Source organism: Sporosarcina gallistercoris (assembly GCF_014836415.1).
Lineage (GTDB): Bacteria > Bacillota > Bacilli > Bacillales_A > Planococcaceae > Sporosarcina > Sporosarcina gallistercoris.
Genome location: NZ_JACSQY010000002.1, coordinates 1 through 19,224, shown reverse-complemented (window position 1 = coordinate 19,224; position 19,224 = coordinate 1). Strand labels below are relative to the sequence as shown.

The window sequence follows — 19,224 nt, the reverse complement described above, 5'->3', positions numbered from 1 at the left end:
AACTAATGAAACGAAAACTGACTGAACTGGCAAACTGGTTGGATGCTCCCGGGCAACTATTAGAAGGAATTACAGTGACGGGTGCAACGATCGACTCGAGAAATATCCGGGAAGGGGAGTTATTCATCCCGTTCCGCGGAGAACATGCAAACGGTCATACGTATGTGCGCTCTGCTATTGAAAATGGTGCGTCTGCATCACTTTGGCTTGCTGACGAACCGAATCCCCCTAAAGACATACCGCTCCTATTTGTAGAGGATGCGGAACTTGCGCTGCAGCAACTTGCTCGCAGCTATCGGGAACAGCTGGTATGCAAAGTGATTGGTGTCACAGGGTCGAATGGAAAAACATCGACAAAAGATTTACTGGCAAGTGTTTTAGGTGCTGGATTTGCGGTCCGTAAAACGGAGGGGAATTTCAATAACGAACTCGGGTTGCCGTTAACGATCCTCTCTCTTGAAGAAGATACCGAAGTTGCGGTTCTGGAAATGGGGATGAGTGGCTTCGGGGAAATTTCGTTCCTATCTAATTTAGCGAAGCCGGATGTTGCAATCATTACGAATATCGGTGAAGCCCACATGCAGGATCTCGGAAGCCGTGAGGGAATTGCTAAAGCGAAATTTGAAATTATTGAAGGGCTATCGTCGGACGGATCGTTTTACTTTGATGGCGATGAGCCGCTTCTGACAGCACTTGTGAATGACCATCCCGAACTCGACGCGCGAGCGTTTGGGTACGGGGATGCGTGTGACGTTGTGGCAAAAGATATCAAAGTGACTGAACAAGGCAGTCAATTCACTGTCTCGGGTCAAATTGAAGGCCAATTTACCATCCCCGTCTACGGGGAACACCAAGTGAAAAATGCACTAGCAGCCATGCTGGTCGCCAAAAAACTAGGTATGACTGACGAAGCGATCCGGAGTGCCCTTTTACATGCAATCTTAACACCTATGCGTATGCAGCCAGTCACCGCGAAAAGTGGTGCATTGTTCATTAATGATGCGTATAATGCCGCACCTACATCGTTGCGTGCAGCTTTGACATTCATTGGCCAAACGGAGCTTCGCCGTGAAAAGTGGGTAGTACTGGGGGATATGCTGGAACTTGGACAGGATGAGCGGTATTTCCATGAATCAGTTGCGGACGAACTTGCCAACCTACAGTTGAAGGGAATTGCCTTATACGGACCTAGAATGCATTGGCTATACGACGAACTGCGCAAACGAAACACGACAGTGGAACTGATCTGGACAGAGGATGACTATGCACCGATTATCGAGAAACTACTCCAATCCATTGACGAACGGTCCATTATTTTGTTGAAAGGATCTCGGGGGATGGCGCTTGAAAACGTGTTGAAAGGTGTACTGGAAACGGAGGCGTGATCCGTGGAAACAGGTGTAATTATTCTGCATGGATTTACGGGCGGCTCATTTGAAGTGCGCCCGTTCGTCCAGTATTTGAAGGAAAAGACGGACTGGATCATCGATATCCCGGTATTACCTGGACATGAACCTGGCGGAAGACTCACTGAAATCTCTGCAGAAGCCTGGCTTATGGAAGCGGAACTCGCGTATAGACGACTGAGTAAACGGACAGATCGTATTTTTGTTGTAGGATTTTCAATGGGAGGATTGATAGCGCTGTATCTGGCGCTTCGATATCCTGTCGAACGCCTGATCCTACTGAGTGCTGCCGCCAAGTACATCTCACCAAGACAATTGTTGGCGGATGCTGCGATTTTACTATCGGAGCCAGTCATCCGGCACTTTCCACCGAACACGTTTTATCACTTGTATCGCTACAAATTGGCCAATACACCAATCCGTTCAGCCTATCAATTCACTAGGATTGTTCAGCAGGTCGAGCCTTATTATGACAGAATCACCGTACCTGTGTGCATTGTACAAGGTAAGCAGGACGGGATTGTTCCTTACTCAAGTGCCCACTTGCTCTATCATTCCCTAGGTTCCAATTTGAAACAGCTGATCTTCTCAGATACTGGAAAACACCATATTTGTTACAGCGCCGATTGTGCGGAGTGGTTTGAAAAGGTGCTTGCATTTATGCAAGCAAAAGACGAGCAGGTGATTTGCTTAGATTGAGTGTATAGCTTGCGATGTTGTCTTTACTGTGGTAAACTAACATGAACATTGGATACATTTACGCAGAACTCTTCCTTTTGTGGAGAGTGCTTTTTTTTGAATAAAACGGTTTGACGGCAACGCCGCAAAAGAGGAGACTCCTCTATCGAACCGCTCGGCAAAGACCGGGCTTTCCTTTCATCCATTACATCTAAGTTGTTGGGATCATGATTAATGACTTCCTGCATTAGATTTGTATACGTTCGGAAACATACCCAAAGCATAAGGCTCCGATTTGCCGCGCTTTCATTTGCAAATGTAACCAATTGTCAAATGGAAAACACAAAGGAGATTGAGAAGTTTGACGAATTTTTCAGAATTGAACATCAGTAAATCTACACAGGAATCACTTAAGAAAATGGGATTTGAAGAGGCTACTCCGATTCAAGAGGGTACTGTAACATTCGGCATGGAAGGCAAGGATGTCATCGGCCAGGCTCAAACGGGAACGGGTAAAACAGCAGCATTCGGTATTCCTATGATTGAAAAGATCGATACTAGCAACCCTGCAGTCCAGGCGCTTGTCATTGCGCCGACGCGTGAGCTTGCAATCCAGGTTTCTGAAGAAATCTATAGAATTGGTCACGGCAAACGTGCCCGCATCCTTTCTGTATATGGAGGCCAAGAAATTTCACGCCAAATCCGTGCGTTGAAAAACAATCCACAAATCGTTGTCGGTACACCGGGACGTATCTTGGATCACATTAAGCGGAAAACATTGAAGCTTGATGGCGTTCAAACACTTGTTTTGGACGAAGCGGACGAAATGTTGAACATGGGCTTCATCGAAGATATCAACACAATTCTTTCGAACGTTCCAGCAGAGCGTCAAACGTTGCTGTTCTCAGCAACTATGCCTGGCCCGATTCGCAAAATTGCTGAAACATTCATGAAAAACCCGGAAATGGTCAAAATCAAGTCCAAGGAAATGACAGTGGAAAACATCGAACAGTTCTTCGTGAAGTCACAAGAACGCGAAAAGTTCGATATCCTATCTCGTTTGTTGAACGTTCAACAGCCGGAACTTGCGATCGTCTTCGGTCGTACAAAGCGCCGTGTGGATGAGCTTTCACACGCTCTTAATATTCGCGGATACATTGCAGAAGGAATCCACGGTGATTTGACACAAGCAAAACGTATGTCTGTATTGCGTCAATTCAAAGAGGGTAAAGTCGACATTTTAGTTGCAACAGACGTTGCTGCACGTGGACTTGATATTTCTGGTGTAACACATGTTTACAACTTTGATATCCCTCAGGATCCGGAAAGCTACGTTCACCGTATCGGCCGTACAGGTCGTGCAGGTAAGAGTGGTATGGCAATCACGTTTGTAACACCACGTGAAATGGGTTACTTGCGCATCGTTGAAGAAACAACGAAAAAGCGTATGACTCCACTTCAGCCACCAACATCTGACGAAGCGCTTCTAGGACAACAGAAAGTTTCAGTCGAGACGCTTGTAGAAGCGGTTCAAAAGAACGAGCTGAATGACTATGTTCAATTCGCGACAGACCTTCTTGCTAAGTACGATGCGACGGATCTCGTTGCAGCGGCTTTGAAACACATCACTAATGAGCCGGACGCTACTCCTGTATCGATTACAGAAGAACGTCCATTGCCATCACGTGGTGGCGGCGGAGGTCGTGGCGGATATAAAGGCAATCGCAGTGGCGGCAACCGTTCACATGGCGGCGGCCGTGGATTCAGCGGTGGCCAGCGTCGCAGCGGCGGCGGAAGTCGCGACGGACGCAGCAGTGGCGGAAGCCGTGAATCTGGAAGCCGGGATCGCTCACGTGGCGGCCGGTCTGAACGCTAATCACTAAACGGATACAAAGAAAGCTCGGGATATGCACAGCTAAATGTGCATTTCCCGAGCTTTTTGTTATGCTTATCTGAAACATCTTGCGTTTCTAATCGTATACAGTAGTAAGTGATAGGGGGAATCGATTTGAGAAAAGAACCTGCGAACAGGCTGTCGAGGAAAGGCTTAACCGTATGGAGATTATATGGGTGGCTGCAAACCGGTGTTGTGCTGCTGTTGGCGATAGGCGTGGGGACGCTTACATATCTCTTGGATTGGCCATGGTGGATCTACATACTTGCTGCAGCAGCAGTCGCGATCTACGGATGGCTATTCATCCATTTGTTTCCTAAAATCAGGTGGTCGCGTTGGCGCTATGAAGTTCGAGAGACGGAAATAGAATTGCAGCACGGAATTTTCATCGTCACCCGTACGCTCATCCCGATGGTGCGAGTTCAGCACGTCGATACGGCACAGGGACCAATATTAAAGAAATATGACTTGGCTGCTATATCGATTTCTTCTGCTGCGACCGTCCACTCGATCCCGGCACTGGCAACCGAAGAAGCTGACGAACTAAGGAACCGGATTTCAGCGCTTGCAAAGGTGGCGGAAGACGATGTCTGAGCCGCGCTACAAACTTCACTGGGTGACGGTCCTTGTCGAAAGTCTGAATACATTAAAGGAAGCGATCTTACCTCTTATTGTCGTATTCATCTCGGGAAGCAGAAGTAATGACAGTGGCAACTGGTTCCTCGATAATTGGTCGCTGATCATCGGTACAGTATTGGTCGCTTATTTACTAATGAGTGGTTTTATTAAATGGAGGCGGTTCACTTACTGGTTTGAAGATGGCGAATTGAGGATCGAGTCGGGACTATTCGTTCGAAAAAAGCGTTATATCCCATTTGAGCGTATTCAAAGTTTGAATTATACGGAAGGGATTTTCCATCGCCCATTCGGACTTGTGAAAGTACAAATTGAGACTGCGGCATCTTCCGGAGGGCAAGCAGAGGCGGAGCTGACAGCTGTTACTCGTGAAGACGCAGACTTGATCAAGAAACGGATTGCTGAAGGAAAGAAACAGAGAGTGGGAGAATCAGAAGACGCTCTTGAAGTTAGTATGGACGGGACACACTCGGTAGAAGAACCTAGCGAGAAGCGTGTGTTTTCCTTGAATCCGAAACAGCTTATTCTCCTGGCAACAACCTCTGGAGGAATCGGTGTCATTTTTTCGGGAGTGGCGATTTTTATATCCCAATTCGGTGAATTTCTACCGCTTGATAAAGTGAGTGACGAGCTGGCTGGACTCATTAAGTTTGGTGTCTTCATCATTGTTTTGTTAGTTCTAGTAGGATTGTTTATCGCATGGTTACTGTCTGTAGCGATGACGTTCTTCTCGTATTATGGATTTACTGTTCGTGTTTCAGATGACGAGCTCATTATTACACGGGGGCTACTTGAGAAAAAACGAACGACAATCCCGCTCAGTCGTATTCAAAGTGTAAGTTTTGTAGAGAATCCTTTACGACAAGTATTCGGCTATGGGCGTGTCCTCGTTCATAGCGCAGGTGCTGCAGGAGATGGATCCAAAATCCAGCTATTTCCGCTTGTGAAGAAGAAAGAGTTATATGAACCTCTCCAAGCGATTTTTCCGGAGTTGGATTTGCGTGAACCTGTGGAAAAACTTCCTAAGCGGGGACGGAAGTTCTACTATCGGATCGACTTCATCTGGATGATTCCGGTAATTGTGCTTACAGGATGGTTTTTCTATCCCTACGGACTGTTATCGCTTCTCATTGTGCCGCTTGCGATAGGGCTTGGAATGTGGCAGCATCGTTCGGCAGCGTATCGGGTGAGTGGTAGTCAAGTCACCATGCGCTCGCGAGGCCTCAGTTTAGAAACTTCCTACACGATGCGTAAGCGAATTCAGTCTGTACACTTGCGACAAACCATATTCCAACGTCGTAAACGTGTTGCAACCATCCATCTGAACGTAAAATCAGGCATGGGAGTTCACGACGTTCGATTGAGGCAAATGGATGTGGAAGAAGCGGAAGCCTTGCTGGATTGGTATGAACCCACACGCGAGAATGAGGTGATGGGGAGCATGATCATATTAGAGGGAGAGCGCTCATAAACCTGGGGAAGTGATCATAAATCTCTGGAAATGATCATAAACCGAGGAAAGCGCTCATAACTCAGGAAAAGTGATCATAAACTGAGGAAAACGCTCATAACTCAGGAAAAGTGATCATAAATCGAGGAAAGCGCTCATAAACTCAGAAAAGCGCTCATAAACCTCAATAAAATGCTCACCCTTCATACAAAAAAGACTGTCAGAAAGTCAGCGACACTGACTTTCTGGCAGTCTTTATCTCTTCTGGACGACTTTGACCTTCGGTTTACGCCAGCTGATGATCCGCTTAGGATGGAAAAAGCTTAAGCCGATCAAGAAACCGACAACCAGGCCGGCGATATGTGCCGCAGCGTTTATATTAGGTCCGATGAAGGTCATGACCACGCTGAGCCCAATAATGGGCAAGATGATTTGGCGAAGCTGAGGAAGCATCTTTTTTGTATAATACACTAGCGCACCAAACGCACCAAAGATTCCGAAAATCGCACCACTTGCACCTACGTGTAAAAAGCTGGAGTCGTAAACGAAAAACGTAGCGATATCACCGAAGACGCCAGCCAAGAAATAGACAGTGAGGAAGCGTGCTTTACCAGCTACCTTTTCCAATTCGGGTCCGAAGATGAACAAGGAGAACATATTGAATAACAGATGCATGATTCCGGCATGTAAAAACATTGGAGTCACCAGACGCCAATACTCACCTTGTTCGATCAAATAATTCGAGCCTACTCCGAAGTTCAAAATGGAATTGCCTATGAAAGGCAGGAACGTGAGTAGATGAATCACGACATTCAGAGCGATAAGCGCAGACACCACAGGATATTGCCGAATGTATTGAGAAAAACTTTCAGTGCGGATAAACATGTCTCTCCCCCGATCTTTGTTTTAGTATACAATTTTTCGACTCTATATGGAAAGAAGGTGACTGAATGATCTCAGGAATTGGTTTGGATATTACGGAACTTGACCGGATTGAAGAAATGGACAACAAATCGGATAAATTCCGAAATCGAATCCTCACAAATGGGGAACAGCACTACTACCAGACCCTTTCAGGCTACCGTCGCATCGAATTCCTCGCGGGACGTTTTGCGGCAAAAGAGGCCTACTCGAAAGCACTTGGTACCGGTATTGGACCAGAATGCAGTTTTCAAGATATTGAAATCTTGCCTGACGCTAAAGGTGCACCCATCCTATACTTCAAGGGATCCCTTGTAGATGGGTTCGTTTCCATTACACATACGAAAACTGTAGCCGCTGCACAAGTTATCCTTCAAAAAGTGGAACACTTCTAACCAGCTTTGCATAAATGACTGTCCCTCCTCATAAGATGACCTACCCGATTGAAATAGGAGAGGATGACCTGAATGCGAAGCAAAATTGGATTACTGTTGTTGGGTGCGGTTCTTTTGTTGCTTACAGCTTGCGGAGCACCATCGAAAGAAGATGTCGTCAAGAAATTGAGTGGGAAATGGAATGATTCCAATGGATACGATCTTCAAGCTACGATGGAGATTAAGACCGGAGAAGAGCCACGTCTTTACGACGTAACCGTTTGGCACACAAAACCTGATTTTTACAAAGTGGATGTTTCACAAAAAGGGAAAGATGAGTCACAGATGATCGTTCGGAACGAAGAAGGGGTTTTTGTTGTCACACCATCATTGAACAAGACGTACAAATTCCAAAGCGATTGGCCTGCACAAAACAGCCAGGCGTACTTAATCAGCACATTATCTGATGACATTAAAGCTGACAAGAAGTCCACCATGACGGAAAAAGAGAAGACGTATGTATTTGAAACGGCAACACGCAATAATCATAAAGCGGTCCTGCCGACTCAACAGATTCATATCGACAAGAAGACATTGCTTCCAACTCATGTCTCCTTATTGGATGAAAACAAGGAAGAGAAAATCCGTGTGGAGTTCAAGAAAATCACGTTAGGTGTGAAACGCAAAGCGGATGACTATAAAGTCGAAACAGAAAATATGGATCACGAGAAAAAAGAGGAAAAACCGAAGGACAAAAAAGCGGAACTTGAAACTTTCTATCCATCGGCTACATTTGAAGGTGTCACATTGATAAGCGAAGAACCTGTTGCAACAGAAACAGGAACGCGTCTCTTCCTATCATATGGCGGTGCTGGTAAAGAGTTCGTCGTTGTTCAAGAACCTGCAGTTGCAATGGATGGCCAGGTTCCTGTATCCATCGAAGGGGATCCTGTAGACCTTGGGTTTGCCGTTGCAGCCCTTTCAGGCAACACGATTCGTTGGGAACAAGATGGAATCGCGTTTTACGTAGCATCTGAATCGCTCAGTAAGGGAGAACTCATACAAGTGGCGGGTTCCATGCAACCGGATGTAGTTAAGTAAATACAACATAACAAGCGGGTGCCGAACAATCCGGTACCCGCTTGTTATCTAGATTGACGCACGAGGCCCTTCAGGATGATAATGAGAATACTTATTCTGAAGAGGTGATCCGCGTGACAGGTACAGTTAACTATCGACCGACCCGCGCAGTCGTCGATGTAAGAGCGATTCAAGCGAACGTCAGGAATTTAAAGAAGTTATTGCCGGTCGAAACGGGTGTGATAGCAGTCGTGAAAGCAGACGGTTATGGACACGGAGCAACTGAAAGTGCGCGTGCCGCATTTCAAGCAGGAGCCATGATGGCAGCTGTTGCGACACCTGACGAAGCATTAGCTTTAAGGGATTCAGGTATTCATCAACCGATTCTAGTACTTGGCCCGGTGCCGATATCTTTCTTGAAAGAAGCGATACGGCAAGACATTATTGTGACGATCCCTGGAGTGAAATGGGCACAAGCGGCAGCTGATGAACTCCGAGGATTTGAAGAATCTTTAAAGACCCATGTAAAAATTGATACGGGAATGGGTAGGATAGGTTTGCGAAGTGAAGAAGAAATAGTTGAATTAATTGAAATCCTTGAAGGAACTTCTGCTATCCGAGTGGAAGGTATATTTACACACTTTGCGACCGCGGATGAACGGGACACCAAGAGGACGGAGGAGCAGTTCGAAGCATTCAATCGGCTGGTCGGCTGTTTTCCTGAACGTCCGAAACTCGTTCACGCTGCAAATAGTGCAGCAGCTCTCCGATTTCCAAGATTTGCACTCGATGCTGTTCGATTCGGAATCGGAATGTATGGCATTGCTCCTTCTGAAGAGGTCGCCCAAGAGCTGCCATTTCAACTAGAACGTGCCCTCCAACTAGAAACTGAAATCGCTTTTGTGAAGCAGGCACAAGGGAATGAATCCATTAGCTATGGAGCTACTTATCAGGCGCAGCAGGGTGAGTGGATCGCAACCCTTCCAATAGGCTATGCAGATGGATTGAAGCGCGGATTGCGGGATCAGCAAGTACTCGTTCGCGGCAGGCGTGTCCCGATTGTCGGAACGATTTGCATGGACCAGTGTATGGTGCGATTACCTGAAGAGCTTCCTGAAGGTGAGCCGGTTGTATTATTGGGGAAACAAGGGAACGAAGAAATCACTATGGAAGAATGGGCAACTCGTATCGGCACAATTCCCTATGAAATCGCCGTGACGATTGCCAGACGTGTACAAAGACAGTATTTTGGGGATTAGTTGGCACCTTCCACTTCTCGTACTTTTCGACAAACTACCAAACCTGACTGCACAACTTGTCGCTATATTACCTTATTTGTCTTTTCATTGTCGAACTCCAATGGTAAGATAAACATGTATAGAAATGAGGATCGGGTTTTGTCGGAGGTGCTAGAGTTGGATGCTAACCAAAACAACAAAGAACTACTTATGGAAATCCCCACAAAAATGCTGAAACAAAATGAACAGACGATCGTCCATCAGGAGCAGCAGGGAGATTTCGTATATTACTCGGCTACGCGGTATAAGACTGATTGTGAGTTGAATGCAATCAGAGAAGAGATGATGCGTGGATATGTGGAAATGTCCCAAATCAATCTTGGAATTGCCGCCGAATGTCTGCATGCGGAATTCGAAGCTCAGCATACGGTGGAACGAATCGTAAGCGGAGGATGAAAAGTTGGCAATTAAACGCGGAGATGTCTTTTTTGCGGATTTGTCGCCTGTTGTAGGCTCTGAACAAGGCGGCACACGACCAGTTCTCGTCATACAGAACGATATCGGGAACCGGTTTAGCCCGACAGTGATCGTGGCGGCAATCACGGCCCAGATACAAAAAGCAAAGTTGCCGACACATGTCGAAATTGATGCGGTCCGACATGGATTCGAGCGGGATTCTGTAATCCTGCTCGAACAAATCCGCACACTCGACAAATCGAGGCTTACAGATAAAATCACCCATTTAGACCATCACGTCATGCAGAAAGTGGACGAAGCATTAGAAGTCAGTTTTGGCTTGACCAACTTATAGGCATACATAGCAAAGAAATCCATTCTGTCCTCCGACAGAATGGATTTTTTGTACAGAAAAGATGCTGAACGCCCACTTATCCGTTATACTAGAGAACAAAGTTGTATCGTGTTTTCATCATAAGGGGGAAAAGACAACGTTATGAACAGTAAAATGAGGACAGTAGTCAACGAACATATGGACGCCATCATCGAACAATGGATTGAGCTAATGAAAGAAGAAAAGGGTGAACGTTTCTTCCACTTCATGCCTCACCACCTTGTGGAAAAGACAAGCCGTGAATTTACAACACTCATGACCTCAAATATCAACGAAGGCGAAAACGCGGTGAACAACGAACGATTGGACGACTTTACGGAAAAAGTGATCCGCTTCGGCTGGTCGATTAAGTTCGTGAACAAAGCAATCGATAATTTTGCTGCTGTTGTATTTGAAATGCTGGAAGACAAAGAAATCATTACAGAGCAAAATCTCAGAATCTTTATGGGGGTATTCACTGGTTGGATCAACCCATTGCGAGAAAGCATTATCGAGGCTTATGCGATCAAATGGGAACAGACGGACACATTGCAGAAAGTTGCATTACAGGAACTTTCCGCGTCGCTAATCCCGGTCGTTGACAAAATATCCATCATGCCATTAGTCGGCACCATTGACACAGAACGCGCGAAGTTGATTATGGAGAACCTGCTTGAAGGTGTTGTCCAACAACGGGCAGAAGTCGTGTTGCTCGATATTACTGGAGTCCCAGTTGTCGATACGATGGTTGCACATCATATTATCCAGGCAGCCGATGCAGTCCGTCTCGTAGGAGCAAAATGCATGCTAGTAGGAATCCGACCTGAAATTGCACAAACAATCGTTGCACTAGGGATCAACTTAAGTGATTTCACGACCACCAGTACCCTGCGCAGAGGAATGCAAGAAGCGTTAAGCTTAACTAACAGAGAAATAGTGGAGGTAGAGTAATATGAATGTACGAATACCTATTCTGAAGTTAGACGAAGTACTCATTGTTTCAATCCAATGGGAATTGGATGACCAGACTGCGATTCAATTTCAAGAAGATCTATTGAACAAAATGCACGAAACCACTGCTAGAGGTGTTGTGATCGACTTGACCTCTATCGATTTTATCGATTCATTCATCGCAAAAGTGCTCGGTGACGTAATCAGTATGTCAAGTCTCATGGGAGCAAAAGTGGTCATTACAGGAATCCAACCTGCCGTTGCAATCACATTGATTGAACTTGGAATCCGTTTGGAAAATGTAATGACAGCCCTGGATCTTGAAAACGGACTTACGAAGCTACGCAGAGAATTGGAGGCCTGAATATGGACAATCGGTCTTCTGTAGAGATTTTCACGGAATGGGATATTGTTGCTGCACGACAGCTTGGTCGTAATGAAGCGAAACACTCCGGCTTCGGAACAGTGGACCAAGCACGAATCACAACCGCGATTAGTGAGCTAGCGCGTAATATCTATTTGTATGCAGGTAAAGGGAAGATAGAAATCGAACGCCTTTCGATAGATGGCATGAAGGGGATGACCATCATCGCTTCAGACGAAGGACCTGGCATTCCGGATTTACGCAGAGTGATGGAAGACGGGTTTTCCACATCTGGAGGCCTCGGTGCAGGAATGCCTGGTGTGAAACGTTTGATGGATGATTTCAAAGTCGAGTCAGAGGTAGGTAAAGGCACCACAATAACCGCTACAAAATGGCTGCGATAAGGAGAGTAACAAATGCCACAAGAAGTTGGAAAGCAGTACTCGGAACTGCTTCGTAAATATGTCACCCACGAGGATGAAACCGATCTGTATGCTGCTCAGCAGGTCAGTCGGAAGTTCATCGAAAAAAAGATTTCTCCAGAAGAAGTGATCAGCCTGCATAAAACATCTGTGGAGCAGATTTTTCCTGATGTCGCTTCAAGCATTGGTCCCTCTTATGATTTTTTAATAGAAGTGATGATCCACTATGGCTTGGCACTAATGGAGCATCAGAGTCTTGTGCGTAAGCAGGAAGCGATGCAAATCGAAATGGATGTCGCTGTAAAAGTACAAGATATGCTCCTTGAGACCACGGTGCCGAGAGTGGACGGATTGGATATCGGTTTCGTCAGTAAGCCTGCAAAGAAGATGAGTGGCGACTATGTCTACTTCATCGAGTCAGGACACGAGGAAGCATGTGTTGCAGTGGCGGATGTGATGGGGAAAGGACTCCCTGCGGCGCTCTGTATGTCGATGATCAAGTTCGGAATGGATAGTCTGCGGGAAAAAGCAAACGATCCCCGTCATGTCCTGGAAATTATCAATCAAATCGTCGAGAAAAGTGTGGATGACTCGATGTTCATCTCCATGTTTTATGGAAAGTATATGAAAAGCACAAACACATTCACATTCGGTTCTGCAGGTCATGAACCAGCACTGCTCTATCGTGCTGCGGAAGACCGCTTTGTTGAGTTGGATGCCAAAGGTCTTCTTCTTGGAATCCGAAAAGATGTGGACTTCCAACAGAAATCAGTCGAGTTATATCCCGGGGATTTCATCGTCATGTTGACGGATGGTGTAACGGAAGGCAGAAATGCTGAAGGGTTCATCGACGAAGAAGTCATTTTTAACATGTTGCGGGATGTCAAAAACTTACCGGCACAACACATTGCTGATCATCTGTATACAGAACTTTTCAAAATGCAAAATTATATGCTGCATGATGATTTTACACTCGTTCTTTTTAAGAAAGAATAATATGTTTTGTTCACACGAGAAATGGGTATACACAATCCTAGAGGTCTAAACTCAGTTTATAACAGAAAATATGGGGTGTGGATAAAATGAATTTACAAGTTGATGTACAAGAGAAGGACTGTGTCCATGTATTTAAAATCATTGGGGAGATCGATGCATTTACGGCTCCTACACTGAAAGAGCGACTTGAAAAAGTTGCAGACCAACCCGAATGTCAAGCGGTTCTTGACTTTAACGAAGTGAATTATATGGACAGTACAGGACTTGGCGTTTTTGTCGCGTTCTATAAGAAAGTGAAAGCTGTGAACGGCTCAGTGAAAATTGTCGGTTTGAACAAACGACTTAAGCGTCTATTTGAAATTACAGGTCTCGATGATGTGGTTGAGATTGAAATGGAAAGTGGGGACCCGAATGGCACCGTTTGATTACATTGAAATAAAAGTTCCTGCCAAGCCGGAGTACGTCGGTGTGGCAAGACTGACGATTTCAGGGCTGGCAAGCCGTCTAGGATTTACATACGATGAAATTGAAGATTTGAAGATCGCTTCCAGTGAAGCGATTACAAATGCAGTACGGCATGCCTACGATGAGGACGAAGAAGGTGAAATCATCATTGGCTGTGCACTTTATGAGGATAAATTAGAAATCATGGTGGCGGATCATGGACAAAGTTTCGATTTTGAAGAAACAAAAAAACAGGTCGGTCCCTATACAGAACAGGCGTCTGACGTTCAACTTTTGCGAGAAGGAGGACTTGGACTCTATTTAATGGAAACGCTTATGGACGATGTGAAAGTCCATCATGAAGAAGGAGTCACTGTTTTCATGACCAAATATCTGGGCAGAGAGCGGGGCGAAGCGGATGTCAAGCAAACAGCCTACTCGTGATCCGCAAGTTCAAGAACAAGTTTTAGAATGGATCCGACGATATCAAGAAAATGAGGATGACGAAGCACAAACTCAACTCGTCTTACATTATGAACGTCTTGTACAGTCAATTGCCCGTAAATATTCTAAAGGCAAGTCATATCACGAAGACATCGCACAAGTCGGAATGCTAGGGCTGCTCGGTGCTATACGTCGGTATGATCCAGAGTTCGGACGTAGTTTTGAAGCGTTCGCCGTACCGACGATCATCGGCGAAATTAAACGATTCTTGCGGGACAAGACATGGGCAGTCCATGTACCGCGCCGTATTAAGGAACTAGGACCGCGTATTAAAGCGACTGTTGAAACACTTACCACGGAACTCCAACGATCTCCGCTAGTCAGCGAAATTGCAGAGTACTTGGAAGTGGACGAGGAATCTGTACTGGAAGCAATGGAAATGGGACGGAGTTATCAAGCACTTTCCATGGATCATACGCTTGAAGCAGATTCCGAAGGCGGTACGGTTACGTTATTTGATATCATCGGATCACAAGATGATGGATATGAAAAAACGGACCAGCGGTTACTCGTTGCAAATGCCTTGAATGTTTTGTCGGACAGAGAGAAACAGATTATCCAATATACATATATTGAACAACTTAGCCAAAAGGAGACCGGTGAACTACTTGGCATCTCTCAAATGCACGTGTCCAGACTTCAACGCAAGGCGATTAAGAAATTACAGGAAGCCATAGTGGCCGCAGGTGGAGTTTCTTGATGGAAGCATTCAAAAACGATCATATCGAGGCGTATATTTATCAACAGGCCAAAGGTGGAAATCGTGATTCTGGGGACGTTTACTTTCTTCATGCGGAAGAGGATTATTTCATATGTGCAATCGCAGATGGATTAGGCAGCGGAATGGTTGCCCGCCAATCTGCGGAAGTCATGCCTCGCATTTTAGAGGAGCACCATGAAGAATCGATTGAGGAATTACTCAGTCGTATTAATGAGCATATGGTACAAAAACGTGGTGCGGCGGTGGCAATTATAAAGGTTGACCATGTAAAACATACCATTCAACATAGCTGTGTTGGCAATGTCCGGTTATATATCCGGCAGCAAGACGGCAAGATGCTTTATCCGCTTCCCGTGATGGGGTACTTATCCGGTCGCCCCCAAAAGATGAAAACACAAGAGTATGTATACCAAAATGGAGATTTGTTCTTCATGCATTCAGACGGTGTTGAACTTAGAAGTCCAAAAGCTTATCTAAGCCAAAGTTGTGATCCGCTTACGCTATCGGAAATGGTACGTGAAACGGTGAAACCTGGCGACGATGCGACGTTCATCGCAGGAACCCTGCTTCTATAAATTAGAAGCGGGATTTTTTGTGTGCACTTTCATGGTAAACTAAAAAGTAACGAATGGGGGAATGGAAATGTCAGAACGAATTTTAGAATTGACCGCAAAACGTGCAGCACTTCCGTTAAAACAAACGAAACAAGTCATTGCGCTGTTGGACGAAGGGAATACGGTGCCATTCATTGCACGATACCGTAAAGAAGCAACCGGCTCGTTGGATGAAGTTCAAATTAAAGACATTGAAGATGCCTACCAATACAGCAAGGGCCTGGAACAGCGAAAAGAGGAAGTTCTCCGTCTGATAGGCGAACAGGACAAGTTAACTCCTGAATTAGAACAGCAGATAACAGAAGCGGACGTTTTACAAAGGCTCGAAGACTTATATAGACCTTACAAACAAAAGCGTCGGACTCGTGCCATGATTGCGATAGAGAGAGGCTTGAATGGTCTTGCAGATAAACTTCTGCAATTTACGAATGAATCTGTTGAATCGATGGCAAAAGAGTTCATCAACGAAGAAAAAGAAGTGAATTCTACAGAAGATGCCTTGGCAGGTGCGCAGGACATCATTGCGGAACGTATTGCTGACGATGCTGCCTTGCGTGAAAAAATCCGGAAAATCAGCTGGTCCACAGGGACACTCATCTCATCCAAGCGAAAAGATGCTGAAGACGAAAAAAGTATTTATGAAATGTATTACGAGTACGAAGAGCCTTTGTCCAAGGTAGTACCGCACCGCGTACTCGCTTTAAATAGAGGAGAGAAAGAAGACGTTCTCCGCGTCACTGTTGGATTTCCGACTGATCGGATTATCGGTGATTTGGAGAGAAGTGTCGTCAAAAGGGAATCCTCGCCAGCTGTTCACTATGTAAAAGAAGCATTGGAAGACTCGTTCAAGCGGCTGATCGCTCCTTCCGTAGAACGCGAAATCAGGTCTTCTTTATCCGAAAAAGCAGAAGCGCAAGCAATTCATGTGTTTGCGGAGAATTTGAAGAGCTTGCTGCTGCAGCCTCCGTTAAAAGGTCGCATGGTATTAGGAGTCGATCCTGCTTTCCGGACAGGTTGTAAGTTGGCGGTAATCGATGAGACTGGAAAGAACCTTGAAATTTCGGTCATTTATCCTCATCCTCCAAAACCTCAAAAAGAGGCATCCAAACAAACGGTCTTGCAACTATTGAAGAAATACGACATTAAACTGATTGCAATCGGAAACGGAACTGCTTCTAGAGAAACAGAGAAGTTCATCGCCGAAACGATTAAAGAATTGGATTCAGATGTGTCGTATGTCATTGTCAATGAAGCCGGGGCAAGTGTTTACTCCGCATCTGCACAAGCACGTTCGGAATTCCCTGACTTGCAAGTGGAACAACGAAGTGCCATTTCGATTGCGCGCAGATTGCAGGACCCTTTGTCGGAGTTAGTGAAAATCGATCCTGAATCGATAGGGGTCGGCCAATATCAGCATGACGTCGCGAAGAAGCAACTTGCAGACTCGCTTTCGTTTGTCGTCGAAACCGCAGTTAACCGTGTCGGTGTCAACGTCAACACGGCTTCTGCATCGCTATTGCAATATGTCGCAGGGCTATCTAAAACAGTGGCTGAAAATATTGTGAAGAAACGGGAAGAAGACGGTCAATTCGAAAAGAGAACGCAACTTAAGAAAATCCCGCGTTTAGGTGCGAAAACCTATGAACAGGCAATCGGATTTTTACGTGTACCAAATTCAAAGGAGTTATTCGATGCGACAGGTATTCACCCAGAAAGTTATGCACTTGCTGAAGATATATTGAAAGAAGCGGGAATTTCAAAAGACCAAATCGGATCAGCTGAAGCGGTAGCTGCGCTCACAGCGTTAAACAGCGCAGAACTCGCAAGAAAGCTGAATGTCGGAACGGTTACCGTAACCGACGTAATTGAAACATTGAAACGGCCTAACCGTGACCCGCGTGATGAATACCCGCAACCACTTCTTAAAGCGGACGTTCTCGATATGAAAGATCTTCATGAAGGAATGGAAATGCAAGGGACTGTCCGAAATGTCGTCGACTTCGGTGCATTTGTCGATATAGGTGTCCATGAAGACGGGCTTGTCCACATTTCTAAGCTAAAAAAAGGGTTTGTCAAGCATCCGCTCGATGTGGTCGCATCGGGAGACATTGTAACGGTATGGGTAGAATCTGTAGATAAAGCAAAAGGTAGAATTGCCCTGACAATGTTACCTCCAGCAGGAAAATGACTGGGAAGGGCATGAATCTATCGATTGATGATCTGCAAGCGCTCACGGAGAGCCTCTCTGTTCAGTGGTTTCAGAAACCATTCGTCCACAAAGCTGTCTACAATAGTCGTCTTCAAACGACAGGCGGCAGGTATATGCTGTCGGATCATTCCATACAAGTGAATCCGAGGGTTGAAAATCTTTATGGTATGAAAGAGCTGGTAGGTGTCTTGAAACACGAACTGTGCCATTACCATCTTCATATAGAAGGAAGAGGGTATAAACATGGCGATCGGGATTTTAAAAATCTTCTATTGGAAACTAACTCTCCGAGATACTGTAGACCACTCAAGAGTCGAGAAACGTCATCTAGAAAGATCCGTATCTATATTTGTACAAATTGCGGGCTTCAATATGAACGAAAACGACGAGTGGACACAAAACGATTCCGATGTGGAAAATGCTACGGTATACTAAAAGAGATTCAATAACACTAGCCTTTAAAAACGTTCAACCCTAGTTATACCAAGGGGTTGAACGTTTTTTTGAAAAACTTTCGTGAAAACTGTTGACGAATAGTGAAAGACTGTCTATAATAATAAAAGTCGACAAGGAACAACGACAACAAACGACAAAGCAATTCATTATAGATGGCCCCTTGGTCAAGCGGTTAAGACACCGCCCTTTCACGGCGGTAACACGGGTTCGAATCCCGTAGGGGTCACCATGTTCTTTCTATCGATAATAATTTTGGGGTATAGCCAAGCGGTAAGGCAACGGACTTTGACTCCGTCACTCGTTGGTTCGAATCCAGCTACCCCAGCCAAGTTTTTCAAACATCGTTTGAAAAACTTAGCGAGAGACACCGCGAGATATTTGGAATGGTGATAGTGAACCCATTATCTAATTTCAAAACTGTACGAGCCATTAGCTCAGTTGGTAGAGCATCTGACTTTTAATCAGAGGGTCGCAGGTTCGAATCCTGCATGGCTCACCATTTTAACTTCTTAAAACTTAAGTGTTGACAAACTTTACTTATCATCTATAATAGAGGATGTCGCAAAAATAATAAATAAGCGGTAGTGGCGGAATGGCAGACGCGCTAGGTTGAGGGCCTAGTGGGTGAATAACCCGTGGAGGTTCAAGTCCTCTTTACCGCACCAAATACATTTTAATCTCAGCGAGCGCCCGTAGCTCAATTGGATAGAGCGTCTGACTACGGATCAGAAGGTTGTGGATTCGACTTCTGCCGGGCGCGCCACAATATAATATTAATAACGCGGGTGTAGTTTAGTGGTAAAACCTCAGCCTTCCAAGCTGATGATGAGGGTTCGATTCCCTTCACCCGCTCCATAATTTATAACCATATGAACCTTGAAAACTGAACAGCAAAATGTCAACAAAATATCGTTTGGGAAATCGGTTCTGCCGGTGGAACAAACACAACAGATCTTAACGGATCTGATAGACATCTTAAATGATGCCAGTACGAATTGAGCAATCAATTCTCTTTTATGGAGAGTTTGATCCTGGCT

21 protein-coding genes and 6 tRNA genes are annotated in these 19,224 nt (G+C 45.3%); 26 read left to right on the top strand and 1 reads right to left on the bottom strand.

What is annotated here, in order from left to right:
- The first annotated feature begins 5 nt into the window (after positions 1-5).
- From H9659_RS03355 to H9659_RS03335, 5 genes are all read left to right on the top strand, one after another.
- Positions 6-1,385, top strand: a complete 1,380-nt coding sequence (locus tag H9659_RS03355; protein ID WP_191688553.1) for a UDP-N-acetylmuramoyl-tripeptide--D-alanyl-D-alanine ligase — start codon at positions 6-8, stop codon at positions 1,383-1,385.
- 3 nt (positions 1,386-1,388) lie between these two features.
- Positions 1,389-2,105, top strand: a complete 717-nt coding sequence (locus H9659_RS03350; RefSeq protein ID WP_191688552.1) for an alpha/beta hydrolase — start codon at positions 1,389-1,391, stop codon at positions 2,103-2,105.
- A 340-nt stretch (positions 2,106-2,445) separates the two neighbouring features.
- A complete protein-coding gene (locus H9659_RS03345; protein WP_318240682.1) occupies positions 2,446-3,960 on the top strand; it encodes a DEAD/DEAH box helicase in 1,515 nt (504 codons plus the stop codon).
- 132 nt (positions 3,961-4,092) lie between these two features.
- Positions 4,093-4,572, top strand: coding sequence for a PH domain-containing protein (locus H9659_RS03340; RefSeq protein ID WP_191688551.1), 480 nt, complete (start codon positions 4,093-4,095; stop codon positions 4,570-4,572).
- On the top strand, positions 4,565-6,085 hold the full coding sequence (locus H9659_RS03335) for a PH domain-containing protein (RefSeq protein WP_225217635.1): 1,521 nt from the start codon (positions 4,565-4,567) through the stop codon (positions 6,083-6,085). The genes H9659_RS03340 and H9659_RS03335 overlap by 8 nt, the downstream gene beginning before the upstream one ends.
- Before the next feature lie 234 nt (positions 6,086-6,319).
- Here the strand turns inward: H9659_RS03335 and H9659_RS03330 are convergent, their stop codons facing one another.
- Positions 6,320-6,949, bottom strand: a complete 630-nt coding sequence (locus tag H9659_RS03330) for a rhomboid family intramembrane serine protease (protein ID WP_191688550.1) — start codon at positions 6,947-6,949, stop codon at positions 6,320-6,322.
- Between the two features lie 65 nt (positions 6,950-7,014).
- Between H9659_RS03330 and acpS the strand changes: the two genes are divergently transcribed.
- From acpS to H9659_RS03225, 21 genes are all read left to right on the top strand, one after another.
- On the top strand, positions 7,015-7,380 hold the full coding sequence (gene acpS / locus H9659_RS03325; RefSeq protein ID WP_191688549.1) for a holo-ACP synthase: 366 nt from the start codon (positions 7,015-7,017) through the stop codon (positions 7,378-7,380).
- A gap of 72 nt (positions 7,381-7,452) precedes the next feature.
- A complete protein-coding gene (locus H9659_RS03320) occupies positions 7,453-8,460 on the top strand; it encodes a LolA family protein (RefSeq protein ID WP_191688548.1) in 1,008 nt (335 codons plus the stop codon).
- A 113-nt stretch (positions 8,461-8,573) separates the two neighbouring features.
- Complete coding sequence (gene alr / locus H9659_RS03315) at positions 8,574-9,698, top strand: alanine racemase (protein WP_191688547.1); 1,125 nt, start codon at positions 8,574-8,576, stop codon at positions 9,696-9,698.
- A 138-nt stretch (positions 9,699-9,836) separates the two neighbouring features.
- Complete coding sequence (locus tag H9659_RS03310; protein WP_191688546.1) at positions 9,837-10,133, top strand: transcriptional regulator; 297 nt, start codon at positions 9,837-9,839, stop codon at positions 10,131-10,133.
- 4 nt (positions 10,134-10,137) lie between these two features.
- On the top strand, positions 10,138-10,488 hold the full coding sequence (locus tag H9659_RS03305; RefSeq protein WP_191688545.1) for a type II toxin-antitoxin system PemK/MazF family toxin: 351 nt from the start codon (positions 10,138-10,140) through the stop codon (positions 10,486-10,488).
- Between the two features lie 141 nt (positions 10,489-10,629).
- Positions 10,630-11,457, top strand: coding sequence for an RsbT co-antagonist protein RsbRA (locus H9659_RS03300; RefSeq protein WP_191688544.1), 828 nt, complete (start codon positions 10,630-10,632; stop codon positions 11,455-11,457).
- A 1-nt stretch (position 11,458) separates the two neighbouring features.
- Positions 11,459-11,821: an STAS domain-containing protein gene (locus tag H9659_RS03295; RefSeq protein WP_025783173.1), complete on the top strand. Its 363-nt coding sequence runs from the start codon at positions 11,459-11,461 to the stop codon at positions 11,819-11,821.
- 2 nt (positions 11,822-11,823) lie between these two features.
- On the top strand, positions 11,824-12,225 hold the full coding sequence (locus H9659_RS03290; protein WP_191688543.1) for an anti-sigma regulatory factor: 402 nt from the start codon (positions 11,824-11,826) through the stop codon (positions 12,223-12,225).
- Positions 12,226-12,237: 12 nt separating this feature from the next.
- Positions 12,238-13,239: a PP2C family protein-serine/threonine phosphatase gene (locus H9659_RS03285; protein ID WP_191688542.1), complete on the top strand. Its 1,002-nt coding sequence runs from the start codon at positions 12,238-12,240 to the stop codon at positions 13,237-13,239.
- 86 nt (positions 13,240-13,325) lie between these two features.
- On the top strand, positions 13,326-13,664 hold the full coding sequence (locus tag H9659_RS03280) for an STAS domain-containing protein (protein WP_191688541.1): 339 nt from the start codon (positions 13,326-13,328) through the stop codon (positions 13,662-13,664).
- The gene (gene rsbW / locus H9659_RS03275; RefSeq protein ID WP_191688540.1) at positions 13,651-14,127 is read left to right on the top strand and encodes an anti-sigma B factor RsbW; all 477 of its coding nucleotides are present in this window, start codon (positions 13,651-13,653) and stop codon (positions 14,125-14,127) included. Before H9659_RS03280 ends, rsbW begins: the two co-directional genes overlap by 14 nt.
- Entirely contained in the window at positions 14,102-14,887 is a 786-nt protein-coding gene (gene sigB, locus H9659_RS03270) for an RNA polymerase sigma factor SigB (protein WP_191688539.1), read from the top strand. The genes rsbW and sigB overlap by 26 nt, the downstream gene beginning before the upstream one ends.
- A complete protein-coding gene (locus H9659_RS03265; RefSeq protein WP_191688538.1) occupies positions 14,887-15,483 on the top strand; it encodes a SpoIIE family protein phosphatase in 597 nt (198 codons plus the stop codon). Before sigB ends, H9659_RS03265 begins: the two co-directional genes overlap by 1 nt.
- Positions 15,484-15,550: 67 nt before the next feature.
- On the top strand, positions 15,551-17,710 hold the full coding sequence (locus H9659_RS03260; protein ID WP_404828949.1) for a Tex family protein: 2,160 nt from the start codon (positions 15,551-15,553) through the stop codon (positions 17,708-17,710).
- Between the two features lie 11 nt (positions 17,711-17,721).
- Positions 17,722-18,180, top strand: a complete 459-nt coding sequence (locus H9659_RS03255) for a SprT family protein (RefSeq protein WP_191688536.1) — start codon at positions 17,722-17,724, stop codon at positions 18,178-18,180.
- A gap of 161 nt (positions 18,181-18,341) precedes the next feature.
- Positions 18,342-18,416: transfer RNA gene (locus H9659_RS03250), tRNA-Glu, on the top strand.
- Between the two features lie 24 nt (positions 18,417-18,440).
- A tRNA-Gln gene (locus tag H9659_RS03245) sits at positions 18,441-18,515 on the top strand.
- Positions 18,516-18,610: 95 nt separating this feature from the next.
- Positions 18,611-18,686 (top strand) — tRNA-Lys (locus H9659_RS03240).
- 79 nt (positions 18,687-18,765) lie between these two features.
- A tRNA-Leu gene (locus tag H9659_RS03235) sits at positions 18,766-18,852 on the top strand.
- Between the two features lie 21 nt (positions 18,853-18,873).
- Positions 18,874-18,950 (top strand) — tRNA-Arg (locus H9659_RS03230).
- 18 nt (positions 18,951-18,968) lie between these two features.
- Positions 18,969-19,042, top strand: a tRNA-Gly gene (locus tag H9659_RS03225).
- Positions 19,043-19,224 lie beyond the last annotated feature (182 nt).

Bases quoted from the DNA above. Each gene is read 5' to 3' on its own strand.
- H9659_RS03295 (WP_025783173.1), top strand. From the start codon at position 11,459: ATGAATGTACGAATACCTATTCTGAAGTTAGACGAAGTACTCATTGTT.
- sigB (WP_191688539.1), top strand. From the start codon at position 14,102: ATGTCAAGCAAACAGCCTACTCGTGATCCGCAAGTTCAAGAACAAGTT.
- H9659_RS03330 (WP_191688550.1), bottom strand. From the start codon at position 6,949: ATGTTTATCCGCACTGAAAGTTTTTCTCAATACATTCGGCAATATCCT.
- H9659_RS03290 (WP_191688543.1), top strand. From the start codon at position 11,824: ATGGACAATCGGTCTTCTGTAGAGATTTTCACGGAATGGGATATTGTT.
- H9659_RS03300 (WP_191688544.1), top strand. From the start codon at position 10,630: ATGAACAGTAAAATGAGGACAGTAGTCAACGAACATATGGACGCCATC.
- H9659_RS03280 (WP_191688541.1), top strand. From the start codon at position 13,326: ATGAATTTACAAGTTGATGTACAAGAGAAGGACTGTGTCCATGTATTT.
- acpS (WP_191688549.1), top strand. From the start codon at position 7,015: ATGATCTCAGGAATTGGTTTGGATATTACGGAACTTGACCGGATTGAA.
- H9659_RS03265 (WP_191688538.1), top strand. From the start codon at position 14,887: ATGGAAGCATTCAAAAACGATCATATCGAGGCGTATATTTATCAACAG.
- H9659_RS03285 (WP_191688542.1), top strand. From the start codon at position 12,238: ATGCCACAAGAAGTTGGAAAGCAGTACTCGGAACTGCTTCGTAAATAT.
- rsbW (WP_191688540.1), top strand. From the start codon at position 13,651: ATGGCACCGTTTGATTACATTGAAATAAAAGTTCCTGCCAAGCCGGAG.
- H9659_RS03260 (WP_404828949.1), top strand. From the start codon at position 15,551: ATGTCAGAACGAATTTTAGAATTGACCGCAAAACGTGCAGCACTTCCG.
- H9659_RS03355 (WP_191688553.1), top strand. From the start codon at position 6: ATGAAACGAAAACTGACTGAACTGGCAAACTGGTTGGATGCTCCCGGG.
- H9659_RS03320 (WP_191688548.1), top strand. From the start codon at position 7,453: ATGCGAAGCAAAATTGGATTACTGTTGTTGGGTGCGGTTCTTTTGTTG.
- H9659_RS03255 (WP_191688536.1), top strand. From the start codon at position 17,722: ATGAATCTATCGATTGATGATCTGCAAGCGCTCACGGAGAGCCTCTCT.
- H9659_RS03335 (WP_225217635.1), top strand. From the start codon at position 4,565: ATGTCTGAGCCGCGCTACAAACTTCACTGGGTGACGGTCCTTGTCGAA.